The sequence below is a fragment of the Oceanobacillus sp. B139/18 genome (assembly GCF_055524595.1).
Window position 1 is genome coordinate 1,233,815 of sequence record NZ_JBVFXI010000001.1, and the last position, 19,052, is coordinate 1,252,866.

At 40.6% G+C, this 19,052-nt stretch carries 19 protein-coding genes and 1 pseudogene; 6 read left to right on the forward strand and 14 right to left on the reverse strand.

The window, feature by feature from the left end; translation table 11 throughout:
- Position 1 precedes the first annotated feature (1 nt).
- Positions 2–94, forward strand: coding sequence for a cytochrome bd oxidase small subunit CydS family protein (gene cydS, locus ACZSMY_RS05985; RefSeq protein ID WP_374705745.1), 93 nt, complete (start codon positions 2–4; stop codon positions 92–94).
- 117 nt (positions 95–211) lie between these two features.
- On the opposite strand, the gene cydC is transcribed toward cydS, so the two are convergent.
- Both cydC and cydD read right to left on the reverse strand, forming a co-directional pair.
- The gene (cydC, locus tag ACZSMY_RS05990) at positions 212–1,927 is read right to left on the reverse strand and encodes a thiol reductant ABC exporter subunit CydC (protein WP_465147550.1); all 1,716 of its coding nucleotides are present in this window, start codon (positions 1,925–1,927) and stop codon (positions 212–214) included.
- Positions 1,924–3,648: a thiol reductant ABC exporter subunit CydD gene (gene cydD / locus ACZSMY_RS05995; protein WP_052485054.1), complete on the reverse strand. Its 1,725-nt coding sequence runs from the start codon at positions 3,646–3,648 to the stop codon at positions 1,924–1,926. Before cydD ends, cydC begins: the two co-directional genes overlap by 4 nt.
- 232 nt (positions 3,649–3,880) lie before the next feature.
- Between cydD and ACZSMY_RS06000 the strand changes: the two genes are divergently transcribed.
- Positions 3,881–4,153, forward strand: coding sequence for a hypothetical protein (locus ACZSMY_RS06000; RefSeq protein WP_042533701.1), 273 nt, complete (start codon positions 3,881–3,883; stop codon positions 4,151–4,153).
- Between the two features lie 48 nt (positions 4,154–4,201).
- On the opposite strand, the gene ACZSMY_RS06005 is transcribed toward ACZSMY_RS06000, so the two are convergent.
- Positions 4,202–4,870 (reverse strand): endonuclease III domain-containing protein, encoded by a 669-nt coding sequence (locus ACZSMY_RS06005; protein ID WP_042533699.1) that lies wholly within the window; start codon positions 4,868–4,870, stop codon positions 4,202–4,204.
- 144 nt (positions 4,871–5,014) lie between these two features.
- Between ACZSMY_RS06005 and ACZSMY_RS06010 the strand changes: the two genes are divergently transcribed.
- Both ACZSMY_RS06010 and pdxK read left to right on the forward strand, forming a co-directional pair.
- Entirely contained in the window at positions 5,015–6,052 is a 1,038-nt protein-coding gene (locus ACZSMY_RS06010; RefSeq protein ID WP_042533697.1) for a C45 family autoproteolytic acyltransferase/hydolase, read from the forward strand.
- A gap of 137 nt (positions 6,053–6,189) precedes the next feature.
- Positions 6,190–7,020, forward strand: coding sequence for a pyridoxine/pyridoxal/pyridoxamine kinase (gene pdxK, locus ACZSMY_RS06015; protein ID WP_193062019.1), 831 nt, complete (start codon positions 6,190–6,192; stop codon positions 7,018–7,020).
- Positions 7,021–7,076: 56 nt separating this feature from the next.
- Here the strand turns inward: pdxK and ACZSMY_RS06020 are convergent, their stop codons facing one another.
- From ACZSMY_RS06020 to ACZSMY_RS06060, 9 genes and pseudogenes are all read right to left on the reverse strand, one after another.
- Entirely contained in the window at positions 7,077–8,471 is a 1,395-nt protein-coding gene (locus ACZSMY_RS06020) for a DHA2 family efflux MFS transporter permease subunit (protein WP_042533693.1), read from the reverse strand.
- 282 nt (positions 8,472–8,753) lie between these two features.
- Positions 8,754–9,299, reverse strand: a complete 546-nt coding sequence (locus ACZSMY_RS06025) for an NADPH-dependent FMN reductase (protein ID WP_042533691.1) — start codon at positions 9,297–9,299, stop codon at positions 8,754–8,756.
- Between the two features lie 445 nt (positions 9,300–9,744).
- Positions 9,745–9,972: pseudogene (locus tag ACZSMY_RS06030) on the reverse strand (CotD family spore coat protein); the annotation flags it as partial.
- A 96-nt stretch (positions 9,973–10,068) separates the two neighbouring features.
- A complete protein-coding gene (locus ACZSMY_RS06035; RefSeq protein WP_042533689.1) occupies positions 10,069–10,551 on the reverse strand; it encodes a GNAT family N-acetyltransferase in 483 nt (160 codons plus the stop codon).
- Positions 10,552–10,776: 225 nt separating this feature from the next.
- Positions 10,777–11,850, reverse strand: coding sequence for a DUF871 domain-containing protein (locus ACZSMY_RS06040; protein ID WP_289584608.1), 1,074 nt, complete (start codon positions 11,848–11,850; stop codon positions 10,777–10,779).
- A gap of 60 nt (positions 11,851–11,910) precedes the next feature.
- On the reverse strand, positions 11,911–13,284 hold the full coding sequence (locus tag ACZSMY_RS06045; RefSeq protein ID WP_042533685.1) for a PTS transporter subunit EIIC: 1,374 nt from the start codon (positions 13,282–13,284) through the stop codon (positions 11,911–11,913).
- 14 nt (positions 13,285–13,298) lie between these two features.
- A complete protein-coding gene (gene murQ, locus ACZSMY_RS06050) occupies positions 13,299–14,189 on the reverse strand; it encodes an N-acetylmuramic acid 6-phosphate etherase (RefSeq protein ID WP_042533683.1) in 891 nt (296 codons plus the stop codon).
- A 115-nt stretch (positions 14,190–14,304) separates the two neighbouring features.
- Positions 14,305–15,156, reverse strand: a complete 852-nt coding sequence (locus ACZSMY_RS06055; RefSeq protein WP_042533681.1) for a MurR/RpiR family transcriptional regulator — start codon at positions 15,154–15,156, stop codon at positions 14,305–14,307.
- 69 nt (positions 15,157–15,225) lie between these two features.
- The gene (locus ACZSMY_RS06060; RefSeq protein WP_465147551.1) at positions 15,226–15,723 is read right to left on the reverse strand and encodes an N-acetyltransferase family protein; all 498 of its coding nucleotides are present in this window, start codon (positions 15,721–15,723) and stop codon (positions 15,226–15,228) included.
- A gap of 500 nt (positions 15,724–16,223) precedes the next feature.
- On the opposite strand from ACZSMY_RS06060, the gene ACZSMY_RS06065 reads away from it, so the two are divergent.
- Together ACZSMY_RS06065 and ACZSMY_RS06070 are read left to right on the forward strand one after the other, a co-directional pair.
- Entirely contained in the window at positions 16,224–17,237 is a 1,014-nt protein-coding gene (locus tag ACZSMY_RS06065) for a hypothetical protein (RefSeq protein WP_465147552.1), read from the forward strand.
- 46 nt (positions 17,238–17,283) lie between these two features.
- Complete coding sequence (locus ACZSMY_RS06070; protein ID WP_042533677.1) at positions 17,284–17,604, forward strand: DUF5362 family protein; 321 nt, start codon at positions 17,284–17,286, stop codon at positions 17,602–17,604.
- An 80-nt stretch (positions 17,605–17,684) separates the two neighbouring features.
- Here the strand turns inward: ACZSMY_RS06070 and ACZSMY_RS06075 are convergent, their stop codons facing one another.
- Both ACZSMY_RS06075 and ACZSMY_RS06080 read right to left on the reverse strand, forming a co-directional pair.
- A complete protein-coding gene (locus tag ACZSMY_RS06075) occupies positions 17,685–18,350 on the reverse strand; it encodes an SIMPL domain-containing protein (protein WP_042533676.1) in 666 nt (221 codons plus the stop codon).
- A 51-nt stretch (positions 18,351–18,401) separates the two neighbouring features.
- A complete protein-coding gene (locus ACZSMY_RS06080) occupies positions 18,402–18,971 on the reverse strand; it encodes an SLOG family protein (RefSeq protein ID WP_042533674.1) in 570 nt (189 codons plus the stop codon).
- Positions 18,972–19,052 lie beyond the last annotated feature (81 nt).

Below are 19,052 nucleotides of genomic sequence, written 5' to 3' on the forward strand. Positions count from 1 at the left end.
CATGTTGAACCAATTTCTGATTTTCATCGCTCCTTTCATCGTCCTGATTGCAGCAATTGCTTTAGCATTTGTCGCTGCAGCTAAGGATAGATAATGCACAAATGCCCTCAGCTAACCGATTTTTTAATCGGATTAGCTGAGGGCATTTTTTTGTTCCCCATATAAGCGAAAAATACAAAATATCCGTTTTAGATACGACTGTTTATTGCCGTTACACCAGTTGACTATTTTCCAGCTCCTTCATCGCTTTAAAGTAGCCGTCTTTCTTCCCCATCAGCTCCATATAAGTGCCTTGTTCAACGACTTCTCCGTGGTTCATGACAATAATCTGATCCATCTTTTCCAAGCCTGTTAAACGATGCCTGATGGTTACCACCGTCTGATATTTTGTTGCCTTTTCTATTTCCTCCATTATTTCCTGCTCTGTAATCGCATCTAAAGATGAGGTTGGCTCATCCAGCAGCCAGACAGAAGCATCCCGTAAAAACAGACGGGCAAGTGCCAGACGCTGTTTTTCTCCGCCAGACAGGTTCGTTCCCTTTTCCAATACTTGGTCCTCTAATGAAAAATGGCTTAATTGAACCTTTTCTAATGCTTCCTGGCAGGCTTCTTCCCCCGCCTCTTTATTCGCAAATCGCAGGTTTTCATAAATACTTCCGTAGAAAAAATGATTATGCTGCAGGGATACATTCAATTGTCTCCAAAGACTGTCTGGAGCAATTTTATCAAGCTCTTCCCCATTTACTAAAAGTTGACCGGATTGGATGGGAGCAAAAGTGAGCATCGCCTGCATCAGCGTCGATTTCCCTGAGCCGCTTGGCCCGACAATGGCGATATTTGTTCCCGGCTTGATTTGAAAAGCAGCGAGACGCACAGCCGGCTTCTTTTCAGTAGGATATTGAATGGAAACATCCTTAAAATCAAATTGAATCGGTACATCCGTTTCAATTTCATGAACAGCCTCTTCGGTTTGCGTCTCCTTTTCCCAAACCTCGGTGAGACGTTTAGAGGAAGCTTTGCTTTCTTCTAAATGCGCAGGAAGCACTGCCATCGATGGCGTATCCTCAAACACCGTAATGGCAATCATAAACAGCATCGCTAACAGTGTTCCGGCAAGGTTTCCCTCTGATACATAAAACCCTGCCTGCACGAGAATAATTACTGCAATGAAAAAAGAAAAGAAGATAACAACGGCTTCCCGGATAGCAAGCTGGCGATTTTCTTTCGCCTTTATTTCTTCGTATTGCTTCATATTATTATCGAGCTGCTGTTTTTTTCTTTCCGCCTGTTGAAAGATTGTCAATTCCCGGAACCCGTACAGATAGTCTGTAAATTCCGAGGACAATGCACCTCTTTTTTCCCGCATCGTTACAGCTGTCTTTTTCTGAAACAGATAAAAGATGGATGGGAAAACAACCAGTACGATAATCACACCGCCAATCATTGTCATAGCCACTCCTATGGATAAATACATCGTAAAGAAAATCGTAGCTGTAAAAACAGCTGCCAATACCACCGGCGGATAAAACACACGTAAAAAGAAATGCTGTAAGCTCTCTACATCACCGACGATCCGTGCCAGAATATCCCCGCTTCTGTATTTTTGCAAAAGTCTGCTTGCCAGCGGCTCTATCTGATCATAAACCTTCAGGCGGATATTTTTCAGAATCGTAAAGGTACCGCGATGAGAAAAATAGCGTTCCCCGTATCTGCTGACAGCTGAGGTAATCCCCAGCAGCTTCACACTCGCTACCAGAATCATCAAGGTATAGATCGGCGGTGCAAAAGCGGCTTGTGAAATCAAATAACCGCTTGCTGCAAATAAGGAGACAGCGGTAATCCCCGCTAAAAATCCAAAGAAGATAGAAATCAGAATATCCCTTTTTTCTTTCAACATCATTTTTAAGACCAGACTGATATCCTTCATGCTTCCCGCCCTCCTTGCTGTGTATGGATCATTTTTCGATACATTTCATTGTTTTTGTAAAGTTGTTCATGTGTCCCCTCTCCTGCTATTTCTCCCTGATCCAGCAGAAAGATTTTATCGGCGTTACGGATTGTATGCAGGCGGTGCGCAACGGTAATCATCGTTGTTTGGTTTCTTAAGGTATCTAACGATTTTTGCAAAATATGCTCCGTCTGGATATCGAGACCGGTTGTCGGCTCATCAAAGAATAGAATTTGCGGTTTTTTCAGAAGGGTGCGGGCAATCGCAATCCGCTGCTTCTCTCCTCCCGATAAGCCTCTGCCTCCCTCTCCGATGATTGTATCTAATCCGTCTGGTAAAGCAGTAATCCACTTCCAGATTCCTGCATGCTCCGCAACCTCCTGTATGACTTTATCATGCTGTTCTTCCTGAGAGCCGAGTAATATATTATCCCGTACGGTTCCAGAAAACACATAGGGCTGCTGCGATAAATAACCAATCCGGCCGAACCAATCTGCTTTTTCTACCTTTTCTTGCGCAATACCGTCAATTAGAAAGTTTCCTTCTTTCGCCGGCAGAAAACCAGCTAATACATGCAGCAAGGTTGACTTACCTGCACCGGTTTTACCAATAATGGCAACCTGCTCATACGGTAAAATCCGCATCGAAGCCGGCGCTAATTGAAAGTTTCCCTCTTCATAATGAAAGGAAGCCTGTTCCAGCCTTAATTCGGGTGCTTTATCGGTTTTTAATGAAGCAGTTCCCCAAGAAACTGGAGTCGTCTCTTCATCAAGCACATCCTCCACCCGTGAGGCTGCGCCCATACTTGCGCGTCCGGAATGAAAAGCGGAGCCCAGCTGTTTCAATTGACTGAACAGCTCCGGCGCAAGAAGTAAAACAAAAAAGCCCGTAAAAAAGCTGAGATTTTGAAAAATAATCATCCGGATTGCAATCTCTAAAGCAATCAGACCGATACTCAGCATAGCGATAAATTCCAGCGCTAAGGAGTTTGTAAAGGCAACCTTCAGCACACCCATCGTTGCATCCCGGAAGCTTGTACTATCCTGATCAATTTTATTTCTCTGCTCTTGAGACCGGCCAAATAATTTCACCGTCGGCAGACCCTGTAATGTATCCAGGAACGTTCCTGAAAAAGCTGCTAATTCAGACAGCTGTTCCTTTGATTTATCCTTTGTTTTTATACCAATAATCATCATAAAGACAGGAATAAAGGGAGCGGAAACAAGAATAATCAGTCCGCTTGTCCAATTTTGAATAAAAATAACTAACCAGACAATCAGAACAATGCCGACAGATTGAATAACCTGAGGGAGATACTGACTGAAATAGCCGTCTATTTCATCGATCGTATCCATAAATAAGCTTGTCTTCCGGCCAGACTGTCCTTTATCTGCATCGATCATAGGCTGGCTGGTAAAATGACGGAGCAATTTTTCCCGTATCGAAACCTTCGCAGTCTGAGCCATTTTTATGCCGGAGCCTTTTATCATATATTGAAAAACCGTTCGTACCAAAAGCATGCCAATCAATATAAAAACAGCAGGAAGAATAGATGAAAATGCCGCATTATCCAAAAACAGCTGCTGGATAATCGTTACCACGAGATAGCTCTGCCCTACGATGGCCAGTGCCATAAAAAGGGACGCCACCCCCATCCAAATCATCCTGCTCCGAAAATCTTTTGTAAATTCCTTTAACAACGGATCACCACCCTTAAACACAACATAATCAATTACAATATATCCTCTACTCCATTATACAACAGCATGCTTTTCGCCGCTCACCACACAGTGCGCTGCACCATTTAGAAATGAATATTTTATGAACATCCGCTATTTGTAGAGTTTTTTTAGGAAACACATATATTAACCTATATATAACTATTCCATGAATATAAGACAATAATAAAAAGATTTACAGGAGTGTCCTATCATGTCTAATTTTTTCCTTAACACCCCAACAAATTTTAATGTGAGCGAGAAAAGCCTTGGTGATAAATTACTTTATTATGGCGGAGTGGTTACTACATTAGGAAGTATTATGTCCCTCGTCGGATCAACGATTCTATACAATGAAGATGTAGAAGAGGAAGAAGCAGCTTTTGAAGAAAATTCACCTGTTACGAGCCGCCAGCTGTTAGAAATGCAGCAGCAGCTTGACCTTTTACAGAAAAAAATAGATCGATTAGAGAATCAAGGGCAGTAGATAATTCATTTCCTGTCCCTGATTCACCTTTTTAAAAGTTTATTCTTCTTAACTTAACAGATTCCGTTCTTTTTTCTCCCCCGTCCAGCAAAACGAAAGAAGCGGACAGTTTTCACATAACGGCGTCTTCTTACAATATTGTTTTCCATGCTCCACAATTAATGCGTGAAATTCCTGATGCATTTTTAAGTCATGCGGAAAGAAATTTTCCACTTCAATTTTAAGCGCATGATAGGTTTTGGGAAGCTGATAGCCGATTCGATGAAACAACCGCATCGCATAGTTATCCGCAATAAAACCGGCTTTATCAAAAGCATACAGCATCATCGCATCCGCAGTTTCCTCTCCGATTCCATGGATTGCCAGCAGTTCTTTACGGAGAACAGCTTGATCAACGCTTTGAATCCTCTCTACCTGAAAGTCATATTTTTGAAACCAATGCAGCCAGGCCTTAATTTTCTTCGCTTTCATTCGATAGAAGCCGCTTGGGCGTATTTTTTCGGCAAGCACTGCTTCTTCCATTTGTATTAAACGCTCAGCAGCTGCATCTTTCCCCAGGTTCGCCAGAGCCAACTCGACATTTTTCCAATTTGTCCGCTGAACCAAAATAGCGCTGATCAGCATTTGAAAATCAGAAGCTGCTGGCCACCACCCTTGAGGGCCATAGTAATGAAATAATTTTTGATATAATTCCGTATAGCTTATCTTTTCTGTCATCTGAATCTCCTCTTTTTCCATTAAACGAAAGTTCACTTAGCAGGAGTTTTACGAACGATTCTCCATGATAAAGCTGATTTCTTTTCTAATCACTCTAAACAAGATACACTAGCAATACATTTACGAAAGAAATGGAGAGCAACAATGAAATCTGTTCATGCTGATATTATACAATTCCGTGGAGGCCATTATCAATTCGGACTTTTTCAGGCGGAAAAACTAAAGAATTCACCCATAATCAACCATCGGAAAGCACTGCTCAGCAAACGCTGGAGAAACTTCCTTGTTGATGAAGAAGAAGTAAAAGCAGTATTCAAAGCATTTTCTCCGGCTATTTGGGAAGAAATAAAAGGATTAAGTGATGGATTAGGCATCCCCTGGAATGATGCCATTCGCGAATTCGGCGGTTACTATTATGAATACGGCCGCAGCGGCTGTTCCATTAATACCAAGCAGGATTACCTGGTACGAAATTATGATAATGCCCCCCATTCCTATGAAGGCCGTTATGTTTTATTCGCCCCCTCTGATTCCGGATATGCCAGTGCCGGTCCTTCCATGCAAATCACCGGGCGTACGGACGGAATCAATGAAAAAGGGCTGACGATGGGCTATAATTTCGTCAACCGTAAAAAATCCGGCGATGGCTTTGTCTGCAATATGATCGGCAGACTGCTTTTAGAAAACTGTGCCACTGTGGAAGAAGCCGTTCAATTACTGCGTGAGATCCCGCACCGGAATACCTTCAACTATGTATTATTAGATACAACTGGAAAATCACTCGTTGTGGAGGTTTCCCCCCGCTCTTTCTTTGTCCGGGAAGATAGCAGCTGTACAAACCATTTCAATGCATTAACAGAAGAGAACCGGTACCGTTCAGATGAATCAATGGAACGGCTGGAGAGAATCCTAACAAAGCAGAGGGATATTCATACACCTTATGAAGCGTTTCGTATGTTAAATGATATCGAACAAGGAATCTTTTCTGAAAAATACGGTGCATGGGCAGGGACACTGCATACAGCACTGTACTTGCCAAAAGAACAAGCTGCTTGGTTTGCGTTGGGAGGCAATCGTCAGCCATTTATTTTCTCTTTTCAAAAATGGCTGCAGGGAGAAAAATTACATGCAACGAAGATAAAGGGACAGATTAATGCAACCGATTCGTTTATTAACGTATAGCGGCATCTTGCCTGTCGCATTTCGATGGCTTTACAATTGAGTTAGAAAGGATTATCCTAGCAACAAAGGAAAAGTAATTTTTAGAGAGTCAGCATCATTTAATTTATGAGTATAACTGACTTTAAGGAGGAAAACCAATGACTATGAAAAAAGCATTAACCCTTGCTGGTTCTGACTCTAGCGGCGGAGCCGGGATTGCTGCAGATTTAAAAACCTTTCAGGAGCATAATGTATATGGCATGACCGCTCTGACTTCCATTGTGACAATGAATCCAGAAGGCTGGGGACATGACGTTACACCGATTGATGCGGAAGTCGTTGAAAAACAATTGAACACGATCCTTTCTGTCGGCGTAGATGCAATGAAATCCGGAATGCTGGGATCTGTAGATATTATTAATTTAGGCGCAAAAAAAATTGATGAATACAATATTGAGAAGTATGTTCTTGACCCTGTCATGGTATGTAAAGGGGAAGATGAAGTGCTTCAGCCGGAAAACACAGACGCGATGCGTGAAGAATTATTGCCTCGTTCTCTGGTTGTAACGCCTAATTTGTTTGAAGCAGCGCAATTAGCTCAAATGGCTCCAATTAAGACCATAGAGCAAATGAAGGAAGCTGCTAAAAAAATTCACGCCTTAGGTGCAAAAAATGTTGTCGTTAAAGGCGGAAAACAGCTTGACCACGATAAAGCTGTTGACCTGTTCTATGACGGAACAGACTTTGACTTATTAGAAAGCGAAAAAATAGAAACAAGCTATAACCATGGAGCAGGATGTACTTTCGCTGCGGCAATCACTGCAAACTTAGCTCACGGTGAAAACGTGCACGATGCCGTAAAAGCAGCAAAAACCTTCGTTGCAGCTGCTATTGCTAACGGCTGGAAGCTAAACGAGTATGTTGGTCCTGTGATGCACGGAGCTTACAACAAAACAGACAGCAAAAAAGTAGAAGTATTCAGCGTATAATGAAAAAGACCTTAGAACACCGGATGTTCTAAGGTCTTTTTCATTATATTAAATAGTTAATCCCGATCATGGATAAAGAATGTCAATACCAGCGCAATGATAGAGATTATTCCAGTGACAAGGAAAGAAACATTGACACCATGAACCATCCCTTGGATTCCCTGTTCAGGGATAGATGCTGTAGACATAATGGTAATTGGCAATGCTGTACCGATTGCTCCGGAAACCTGTCTTAAAGTATTGTTCACTGCTGTGCCATGCGAAATATACTTTTCGGGCAATACATTGAGACCTGCTGTTGTAACAGGCATCATCGCCATAGCCACCCCCAGCATTCTCAAGGCATGAATCGTTGCGATAAATATAAAGCTTGTTTCTGTCGTTAACGTGCTTAACATAAAGGTCGTACCGACAATCAGCACTAAACCAATCATTGCCAAATACCTGGCACCGTATCGGTCAAAAAGCCTTCCGGTAATCGGGTTCATTAACCCTTGTATAACAGCACCTGCCAGCAGAGCCAGTCCTGAATGAAAGGCGCTGAATCCTAACATTTGCTGCATATAAAGCGGCAAAATGACAGCAGCTCCGATCATTGTCATAAACGTAACCATACCTAATACCGTAGTAATTGTAAATATCCGATATTTAAATACCCGAAATTCTAAAATAGGTGTTTTCAAATGCATTTGTCTGGTAATAAACCATGCCAGCATAACTCCGCCGATGACTAAGGAACCGATAACCTGATAGCTTAACCAGCCTGCATTTCCAGCGGTGCTGAATCCGTATAGAATACCGCCGAAACCAAGTGTAGATAATAAAATGGATAACTTATCTAATTCAGGAAAGGTTCGTTTCGTCACATTTTTAAGTAAAAAGTAAGCGATAATTATGTTTAAAATAGCAATTGGCAGAACCATGAAGAATAATGTTCTCCAAGGAAAATGCTCTACAATATACCCAGATAGCGTCGGTCCGATGGCGGGTGCGAAGGAAATAACTAAACCGAACATTCCCATTGCACTGCCCCGTTTTTCCTTTGGATAAATTAAAATCAAAATGGTCTGCATCAGCGGCATCATAATTCCGGCACCCGCTGCCTGCAGAACACGCCCCAATAGTAGTGAGAAAAACTCTGGTGCAACGCCACAAACCAGTGTACCTATTGTAAACAAGGACATCGCGGTTAGAAATAAACTTCGCGTCGTAAACGTCCCAATTAAAAAGGCTGTAATCGGGATCATAATCCCATTCACGAGCATAAAAGCAGATTGCAGCCATTGTACTGTATTTGCATCAATATCTAAATCCGCCATCATATGAGGCAATGCCGTTCCTAGTAACGTCTGATTCAGAATAGCTACAAAGGCTCCGGATAATAAAACAATCAGAATGGGCGCCCGGCTAATATTTTTTGTATCTATTGATGATTCATGACTCTCATCCATTTACGACCCTTCTTTCATTAAAAATATATTTTTATTTAGCTATCGGTGAGTCATTATTTTTCATATAGTTATTTCTTTCCCAATTTTGCTTCACTATAAAACGAAACTTTATTCAGCCGGAGCTTTCGGTTCTCCAATTGAATGGTTTCAGTGTGAAAAAAGACAAAACCGGTGACTGTAAAATCACCGGCATAAACTGAAGCTTTATTCAGCGGGAGTTACCCCTGCTGAAATTTAAAAAGAACAAAGGCCGACCCGCAGTTTCACGGGACCGCAATAAAATTAATTCTTTAACGTATCGCACCACTCGATAAAGTTATGAACAACGGAATCAAGAAAATCAATGGTTTGTTCATCCGTCAGATTTCCTTGCTCGTTCATTTTGTTCTGAACGGAACCAATTAATACTTCATTTCCTGGCAGAGTCAATACCCCGACTCCGCGAGAATTTAAAATTTGACGAAGCTGTAGTTGAGCTTTTACTGTACCAAGGGCTCCCATTGAAGCTCCTACTACCATTCCAGGTTTATTTACCATAACTAAATCAACACGGGAGAACCAGTCAATTGCATTTTTTAACATACCCGAAATAGACCCATTGTATTCAGGTGTAGCAAATAAAATAGCGTCACTATCTTTGATACGCTGACGAATTTCTTTTACAATTTCTGGCGGATTTAATTCCTCATCCTGATTATAGAAAGGTAATTTTTCTATCGGCAAAATATCAATTTCTATTTTTTCCTGATAACGGTCCTTCATATATTCAACAAGTTGTTTGTTGTAAGATTCTGCGCGGTTGCTTCCAATCATTGCTGCAATTTTCATTCGTATACCTCCAATATTTCTTCGTTTAAAATGTTATGTTTATCACAAATGCTTGTCGTTTTTTAAACACAATTAATATTATTACCATAATCATTTATCTACCTCAAGATATCTGCTCAAGAAAAACGCCTTTCTAAAACACAAAAAATACTCTTATTAAGAAGCCTTTCACGGGTTATCTTCTTCCCATTGAAAAAGCTTTCTTAATAAGAGTTATTTTACGACATCATGATAACCAGGAGAAGCGCAGGCTCTCCAGCTAATAATATTTCAATTTTTAGAAGAACCAATTACGGTTTCTGCCGCAACCGCAGGAACGTTTTCTTTCGCAGCGGTTCTCAGAACGTTTGCCGCAATGGTCGGAATGATGGTGATTTCCACCCCCGCCATTATTTGAACCACCTACTCTGCGGCAGTTACTTGAATCGTTTACGTCGCTGCCACAATCATAATTTTCAACAACCGTTTCGTTCACATTGGATTCTCTGACTGGATAATAATTTTCATTGCGGACAATTGTGCGATGCACATTTTTAATTTCTGTCGGATGAATGTTTTTTACAGTTTTCACGCTATTAGTAGTACGAACCTCATGCCTTGTTGGATGAACACGTACATCCTCATCCCGGTTCGAATTGCGACAACGGCTACATTGACATTTATCTCGGCTCATTCGGACTCCCTCCTTTCCAATGCATAATACATCTTATGAAAGAAGGCGGTTTTGTCCTACGCAAATAACTATTAATCCGATAAATGTACGTTTTGTCTATATTGCTGGATTGTTACGTTTCATCGTTATAAACTCTATTCCTTTATATCGAAATTGATGTTCTTTAATAAAGTGATTTTTCTCATATAATTGGATTGCTCGTTTATTGAAAGACGCAACGGTAAGCCGAATCGCCTTGCCTCTATGCTCCTGCTCAATAAAATGAAGAATTCTTTTTAAAAATGAATCTCCGTTTCCTTTTCCAGTCAACTGTGGATTCATTCCCAAACCTAAATCAACACAATCTTCTATATAAGCTGCATTTCTATCTCCGGCAGGAACCTTGGCTGAACGGCCAGTGCAAAAGAAACCAATTAACCTGTGAGATGAATCTACCATTGCGTAATAGCCGCCGCCAAGCAATTCTACAATCGCACTAGTCGTTAACACATTATTATAAAAGTCATACGGTTTTTCGTACTTCCAGCAAAGTGCCTCCACTGCATACTTTTGTGTCATCCGAACAATATGTATATCCACTAAGCATCCCCACTTTTCCTGTAACCTTCCTATATTATTTCACATTTTTCATTCGAGGTGAATAAATATCTCATATCATCTGATTATCAAATAAAATAAGATGCACTCCTAATCTGTTATAGAAATAATATGGCTAGGAAAATGAAAGGCCGCAGCTCTCCCCTCTCTGTATAAAATGAAAAAGCTCATCATTAGTTAATGGATATCCCTGCAGGATTTAGTCCGTTACAGCCATTCAATCCGAAATCTCTGATTCCCCTTAATCCATGGAAGCAGCGGTAAATCATTTTCAATTACCTGCCCCAGCACATTTACCCTTTCATCCGCCGGTAAATCGGCTAAGGTGATTTGAATTTCACCCTGGTAACGCAAATATTTTTCATTATCTATCGTTACAGAACCTACAGGACGCTCCGCATTATTTTGAGCCTGAACACCTGATTCTCCAAATTGCGCATAGCTTCTCGATTCAACGGCACGGATACAATCTCTTGCATAATCCGCCCGGTTGGTCATTGCAGCCGCTGCTTTACGGATTATTTCAGAGTCTGCTCGTTTATCAGAAACAGCCCGGATTAGTATTTCATCCTTCTCGATATAGGCCTGAAATTGTTCCAGAGAATCCTCTCCTATTTCAACATCACCAACAACGATTTTATCAGCTTCACCAAATTTTTCTAATTCCAGATATGCAGCAAATGGGGAATACCCGCGGTGCTGTTCCAAGGTTGGCAATTTTTCGTATAGCGGGCCCCGTGATTGCTTATCTCCCGGTATAAAAGCCATTACGGTTAAACCAGCTTCTTTTAATGCCCTATTTTTTTGAATAAAATCTACGGACCCTAACCCGGTTTCCGGACGCGGATAATAATTATGCCATGCTTCTACTGCTTCCATATGGAGACCTTTCGCCCTCAAATGATTTAACGCGTCCACGTCAATGGTACTGGCATTTAATGCAATCCGCATTTCATGTGATAAATCAATGATTGTCTGGTCATCAATACCGTAGTCAATCCTTAGACCGGAGAGTCCCCAGTTTAGTAATTGATCTGCATTCTCCCAGTTAAAGCCTAATGCCTGCAACGAATTTGGTGAAATATCCGCCATGAGTTCCATATCTAATTCACTCGCTGCTTTACCAAGCGCCTGAAGCTGCTCTTTGTATATTGTCTGATCATCCTCCGGAATATGCAAAGAGGTGAAAATGGAATGAAATCCACTTTCCTTCATTTTTCGAATATAGGGAATCTGTTGTTCTATTGGTGTATTCCCTAAATAAACAGAAATTCCTAACATAACTATCCCTCCATCTATTATATTAAGAAGAAACAGGAGGCCGCAGCCTCCTGTTTCTTCTTAAATTCCATCTGCCATACTATCCTTAAAGCCGAACGCATACGTAAATAAGAAACCAAATACATACGAAATAACAAGTCCTAGAAAATAGCTTATATACTGCCCATTTGTTATTAATGGTATCAATGATAAGCCTGAAACGCCAATTCCTGCAGCTGCTGTATTCATCACTGCCTGGAACGCTCCGCCGATGGATGCTCCTAAACAAGCGGTTAAGAACGGTCTTCCAAGCGGCAGTGTCACCCCGTACATTAACGGCTCACCAATCCCTAAAAAGCCAACCGGAGCAGCTCCTTTGATAATATTTTTTAAATGCTTATTTTTGGTTTTTACATAAATCGCAATCGCTGCGCCAACCTGCCCGGCGCCGCCCATCGCTAAAATGGTCAACAGTGCCGTTTCATTAAATGCATTAATCAACTCTAAGTGAATCGGTGTCAAACCGTGATGCAGGCCAACCGTAACCAATGGCAGGAAGAACCCTGCCAGAACGGCCCCTGCTAGAACGCCGCCCGTCTCAATCAAGGCAATCAACCCTTTAGTGATTCCATCGGATAATAAACCTGCTGCCGGCATAATGGCAAATAAGGATACAAATCCAACAACCAGCACGGTAATTAAAGGAGTAAAAATAATATCAACTGCATTCCACATCACTTTACGCACATTTTTCTCAACAACCGTCATCAGCCAGGCAGCAAAGATAACACCAAACAAACCGCCTCTGCCGGGAGTTAATTCCTCTCCAAAAATCGCAATATTTTCAAGCTGCGGGCTAAATAAAATCATTCCTGCTATAGCACCTAATACCGGAGTTCCGCCAAATTCCTTTGAAGTATTCCAGCCTACTAAGATTCCTAAGGAAGCAAAGATAACGCCGCCAAACAAGAGCAATATCTGCATCCAGTTTTGCTCTGGATCCACCCCTGCGTTGACTGCAAAGTTCGCTCCGCCATTAATAACTCCTGATGCTACAAGGCCCGGAATTAAAGGTATAAAAATATTTCCAAGCTTACGTAAAAAGTTTTTAAAGGGGGTCCGGTTCTTTGCTTTCATATTTTGTTTATCCAGTGCTGCTTTTTCTTCAAACGTTAAATCATCCGCATTTGCGTCTTCCCCGATGCCAAATCCAGTCAGCTGGCTCATTTCTGCAGCAACCTTATTGACAGTACCAGGCCCGATTACGATTTGCAGTGTCTCATCTTCAACCACGCCCATTACGCCATCAATCTGTTTTAACCCTGCCAAATCAGCTTTCGAATCATCCTTTAAAGATAAGCGCAGCCGTGTCATACAGTGAGCAATCCGCTGGAGATTACCTTTACCGCCTGCCTGTTCTAAAATTTCCGCGGCCATTCTCTGTTCTTTCTTCATGGTAAACCCTCCCTTTATTTTGTCAGCGCATGTCGAACAAATCCATCCGAATTATTCAATCTATTCACCGCATCATCATAGGAGCATTCCAGCAGTATCATCACAATCGCAACCTTCACCTGGTTGTTTGCCTTTTCAAAATAGGAGGCTGCTGTATCATAGTCGGCTCCAGTGATTTCCATTATGTTTCGTTTAGACCTTTCCAATAATTTTTCATTCGTCGGCTTTAAATCCACCATAAAGTTTTGATAAACCTTGCCAATGCCTACCATTGCTGCAGTCGAAATCATATTTAAAGTCATTTTCTGAGCAGTCCCGGCCTTTAATCTTGTAGAACCAGTCAGCACCTCCGCGTCTGTTTTCAGTTCAATTGCTACAGAAGCATACTGGCTCATGACAGCATCTTTATTACAGGATACGCTGACTGTATTCGCTTTTTTCGAATCAGCATATTGCAAAGCGCCGATAACATACGGTGTACGTCCGCTCGCAGCTATTCCAATTACTGTATCGTTTTCTGAGAGCTGAATGTTTTTAAGGTCAGCAGCGCCGAGCTCCGGATTATCCTCCGCACCTTCTGCGGCTTCGTAAAGCGCTTTCATACCACCCGCAATAACTCCCTGAACCATCTCTGACGGCGTACCAAATGTAGGAACACATTCCACTGCGTCTAAAACGCCTAACCTGCCGCTTGTACCAGCTCCGACATAAATCAGTCTTCCATTTTTCTTAAACGATTCAATCGCATATTTTGAAGCTTTCTCAATTTGCGGCAGCTGCTCCTTGATTGCTGTTAAAACCTGCTCATCTTCTTTATTCATTGTCTCTAAAATTTCCATTGTCGACATCTCATCTAAATGCATCGAATGCTGATTTCGCATTTCTGTTGTTAACTTATCGAGCATATCATCACTCTCCTCTATTCGCTTATAACTCTATTTTAAATGTTTTTGAAATTAAAAGTCAATAAGATTTATATATTTTGTGAAATTAAATTTCATTTTATAATAAAAAAAGAAGCTATCTTCTTAATTTCACAACATAATCTCTAGCTTCTTGATATTCATCCAGCACATTTTCACCGATGATATTAAAAATACTGATATACAAGCTGTCTACCATCGTCAGCTGGGTCATTCTTGAAGTAATACTTCCAATCCGGAAATCCTGCTCTACATTCGGTGTCGCTAATCGAATATCTGCTTCTTTATATAGCGGGGACTTATTCATGTTCGTTATTGCAATAACCTTAGCTCCTTTTTCTTGAGCCAATCGCGCTAAATCTAAAACATCCTTCGTCTTTCCAGACATACTGATGGCTACAAATACATCCTGGCTGTTAAAATGAGGCACCTTTGACAGCATGTAGTGAAAATCTGCATTAAACTCCACTTCATATCCGAGTTTCGTAAATTTATATACCGCATCGAGCGCAGCAATCGATGAGCCGCCTACACCATAAAATATAATCTTACGAGCATTTTTTAGCACGTTGACTGCATCATCCAACTCTTTTTTTTCTAAAGATTCCATCGTCAGCTCGATCGCATTTTTATTCACATGAACGACTTTTTGAAACAATTCATAGGGAGAATCTTTTTTCTGTAAAATAGAAAAGTCAGTGATATAATCATCTGTTACCGCTAACTCCTGTGCCAAGGAAATTTTAAAGGTTTTAAAACTTCCAATTCCGATTGTCTTTGCAAAACGAATAACACTTGCTTCGCTCACATCCGCCTTATTCGCTAATTCTTTCGTCGTCATATTTGGAATAAGCTCTGCATGATGTAAAATATACTTCGAAATCTTTTTCTCAGTTTTAGAAAATTGATGGAGCCGTTCGTTGATTCTAGTTAGTAGTGTTGTCGCCATGTCAACTTCTCCTATTCCAATTCGGTTATGTTCCTTAGTATAGCAAAAATCAGAAGCGTGTTCTAATGATTAATTAGAGGAACGATTTACTTCTAATTCCATTGTACAGGTATGTAACGTGTGCCCGCTGAGGTCTTCGGTGAATTCAGAAATAATCTTGAAACCTCTTGCTTTATAAAACGCCATCCCTTTTGCATTTTCCTTTTCTACATTTAGCTGAATAAACGCAGGTTTCAAATCCTCTATCCCATATTCTAATAACGCTGTTCCCATTCCGTTCCCTTGTGTATCCGGATACAAGTAAATAGCATAAAGCGTACTGATTCCTTTTTCTGATACCCGGCTAAAATTCGCAAACCCTTCTATTCGTTTATCCGACTCCACAACATATAGACTGGAAAGCTCGATACGCTGAAGCATGGTTTGATTACTATATGATTTATTTAAAAATGCATCCTGAATGCTTCTGGGTATAATGCCTTCATATGTATCATGCCAGCTTTGGCAAACAATACGCTGAACAGCACCAATATCTGTCTCTTCTGCCGATCTTACATGGTAATTCATACAGCCCACTCCCTTTGAACAAAATGATGTTTTTATTATAAAGCGAAACTTCATTTAATGATAGTACTGCTCTTCCATTTTAAAACAAAATTATGGTAATATGTTTCATTATCTACTAATAATTCAGAGGTGTATCAAAAAATAAGGAGGGATAGGTATCGAAACGCTAAACCAAAAATACCTGACACGCATCCAGATTTGGGGAATATTTGTCGGAATTATTTTATTTATCTATGGATTGCTTCTATTTTTCACCGGTTTTTCTTCTGCTCTTATTGCTCCTGTTCCGGGGCTTATCCTGATGATATTAGGAAGCTTTTTATTTAAAACGGGAAAGTTTGCGGGAGAACTCAAAAAAGATGCATCAAGAATATATGTATTAGAAAATTTTTTCAAAAATCATCTTTGGTTCCTGCTGCTGACTAGCATATTGGCCAGCTTAATTATTTTGTTTTATCTTATCTTTTTTATTTTTATTACATAGGAGAGAGGGAATTAATATGAAAAAATTATCATTTATCCTGATTCTGACCATTATCCTCTCAGCTTGTGGAACAGACAACCTAGAAGAAAGTTCATTTGACGTGGAAGTAAATTGCAGCTCTATGGAAGCAGGTACAGAAGAAGCGCTGGAGGAAAGAGTTTCTCTTTTTGAAAGGGATACGCATGAACCTTTAAAGGAAAAGCTAAATGAGGATGTATTGGTTTCTAAGGAGAACTTAGAAGAAGAACTCGCAACCGCCGTCTACTCCACCTGTATAAATGAGGAAGAATCGTATAATGACAGCTATGACAAATTATATTTTTCAATGCTGGAATATTTTTATGCTTTCATGATATCGGAAAAAGAGGAATCCCTGACAATAGAGGAAATAAACTACAAAGGACGTTCTTTTAATGATTATGCACTCAATATCGTATTGGATGACGGGCGTCAAGCAAATGTTTTTCGCTTTGATCCTCTTACATATTCCGGTGATGTTTTACAGCGGTTAGACGAAGAAGCCGTTATTGGATCATTGGAAGAATTATATGCTTCTGCCATCAAAGAGGATTTTATCGACAGGGCCTTTTCTGGATTGGAAAATCCGCTGAATGCTGCATTCCACAATATTCCCGACATTCTGGAAGAAAAAGATCTTGAAGAATGGGAGCCAGATCTTGATAAAAACGCAGAAGCATCTGATTTTTGGCATTTATATGCCATTATTATTGATGGAGATATAAAGGAACAAAATCTATTAAGAGAGAAAGAGAACTGGCGGGATATCAAATTATATCCAAGTTGGCGTACGTATCAAATGATAGAAAGGCTCGAGGAAGTTCACGCTATCTCCCCTGACATTCCCTATCCGGAAGGAGCACTCGAGAATGAGGAATGGTTCAAAGCGACGGACTACATGTCAGAGAATATGGAGGAAACCGTTAAAGATAACAAATTGGATAAGGATTTATACGAGATATACCAATATATTCACACAGGGGAAGGATACTTAAGCGATTTGGAGCTTTAGAAAAGATGTTAAATAAAAAACATCACTTTCGGAAAGGAGCATTTTTTTGGAATACTTGCACCCAAAATACTTTAAATGGATTCATATTTTAAGCAAATTTCTCGGTATTATCATCATTCTGTACGGAATTTTCATCATCATTCAGAATTTCCCGTCCATTATCGGGCCTGTTCCCGGGCTCGCATCTATTTTGCTGGGTGTTTATTTGTATAAAAGCGGAATGGAAGCAGGCCGTCTTTTGAGGTCGGACAGAAAAAGCAAGCAGGCTTTGGAAGAAATGTTAAAATACTATGGCTTATTTTTAATGATTAACGGACTGCTGTTTATAGCGGCAATCATTTTATACATTATCTCTATTTGTATATAGGGAATGCCACGCTTACAATAAAAAAATACAAATCAAGTACTTTCAACATGCTTGATTTGTATTTTTTTATATTTCCTTTCTTAAAGCTGATACACTACTTCCAGGCGTGCTTCTATCGATTGATTTCCCGGTTCAATTGGCGTAGACACCATCTTGAATACCTGCGCAGGTCCAACCCCTGGCGAAGCAGTCTGTTCGTTAATCTTTAATGGAACCGTGTTTAAATTAGCGCCAAGCTGTTCAGCTAAGCTTTCTGCCTTCTTCTTTGCATCTGTAAGTGCAAAGCTTAATGCTTCCATATAAAAGTTCTCCGGGTCATTTACCGAAAACTCAATCGAAACAACTTCATTTACGCCATTTTCGGTGACACGATCAATGATTTCTCCAATTCGATCCATATCATCCGTAACTACAGTGATTTCATTTCGAACCTCGTAGCCCTGTAATATCTGATTGCCATCCTGATAGCTATACATCGGTCTTGCAGAAAAGCTGGTAGTTTGAATCTGCTCTCTAGGAACACCAATTTGCTGCAAGGTATCCAGAGCCTGATTCATTCGTCCTGTATTTTCTTTCTGCGCTTCCTCTAAAGAGCTGCTGACGGTGGAAACAACCAATTGAATACGGGCAATACTCGGCGAAACTATAACCGTGCCCACGCCAGTGACCGTGATGGTCCCCTGCTGATTATTTTGTCGCTCATACATTCTATGCCCATAATTAGGTGGTCCATAAGTATAATACATTGCGAACATCCCTCCCTCATACCATCCTATGTTGTATAAGGGCTGTACCATTCAATAATTATCCGGAGAATCCCAGTAATCGGGGTCCTGCATTTGCAGTTCTTCGACAACATCCTCTAAGTCCTGAGGTGTAATCGTAAAAACGGGGTACTCCTTGGACGTCCGATTCACTGCATCATAAAAATAGCGAACGCTGCCGGGATATTCTTCATCCACGAGGAGTAAAGCAGCATCACTTTTATCAATCAGCCATAAATCCTTCGCCCGAAATTGGTACGCCCCCTGATACCCACCTCTATACAGCGGTTTGAAAAAATCGGCTGTCATCATTAATTCTTCATATTTTTCCTTGATCGGGTCCGGCCAACGTTCATCCTGATTTTCAAACGGCGGAAAAACACCTACTTGTACCTCATAGGTTTCTTTTAAATCCATTATCACAGCAGCAGCCCACAGCTCAATACCCATCTGTCCAGAAATAATAATCCATTCTAATCCTTCTTCTATAAAGGTGCGCAGCCTTTTCTCTAAAGCTGCCTTAATAAAAACAATTCTGGGATCATTTTCTTTGAAGATGCCTAATTCCGTCGGCTTATAGCCTGTTACATGTAAAATTTTCACAGTAATATCCTTTCTTCTTTACAAGCTTAAGTTATCTCCTATTTTAACGCAGGAATACTTGATTTGAAAGCTTGTCTCTGT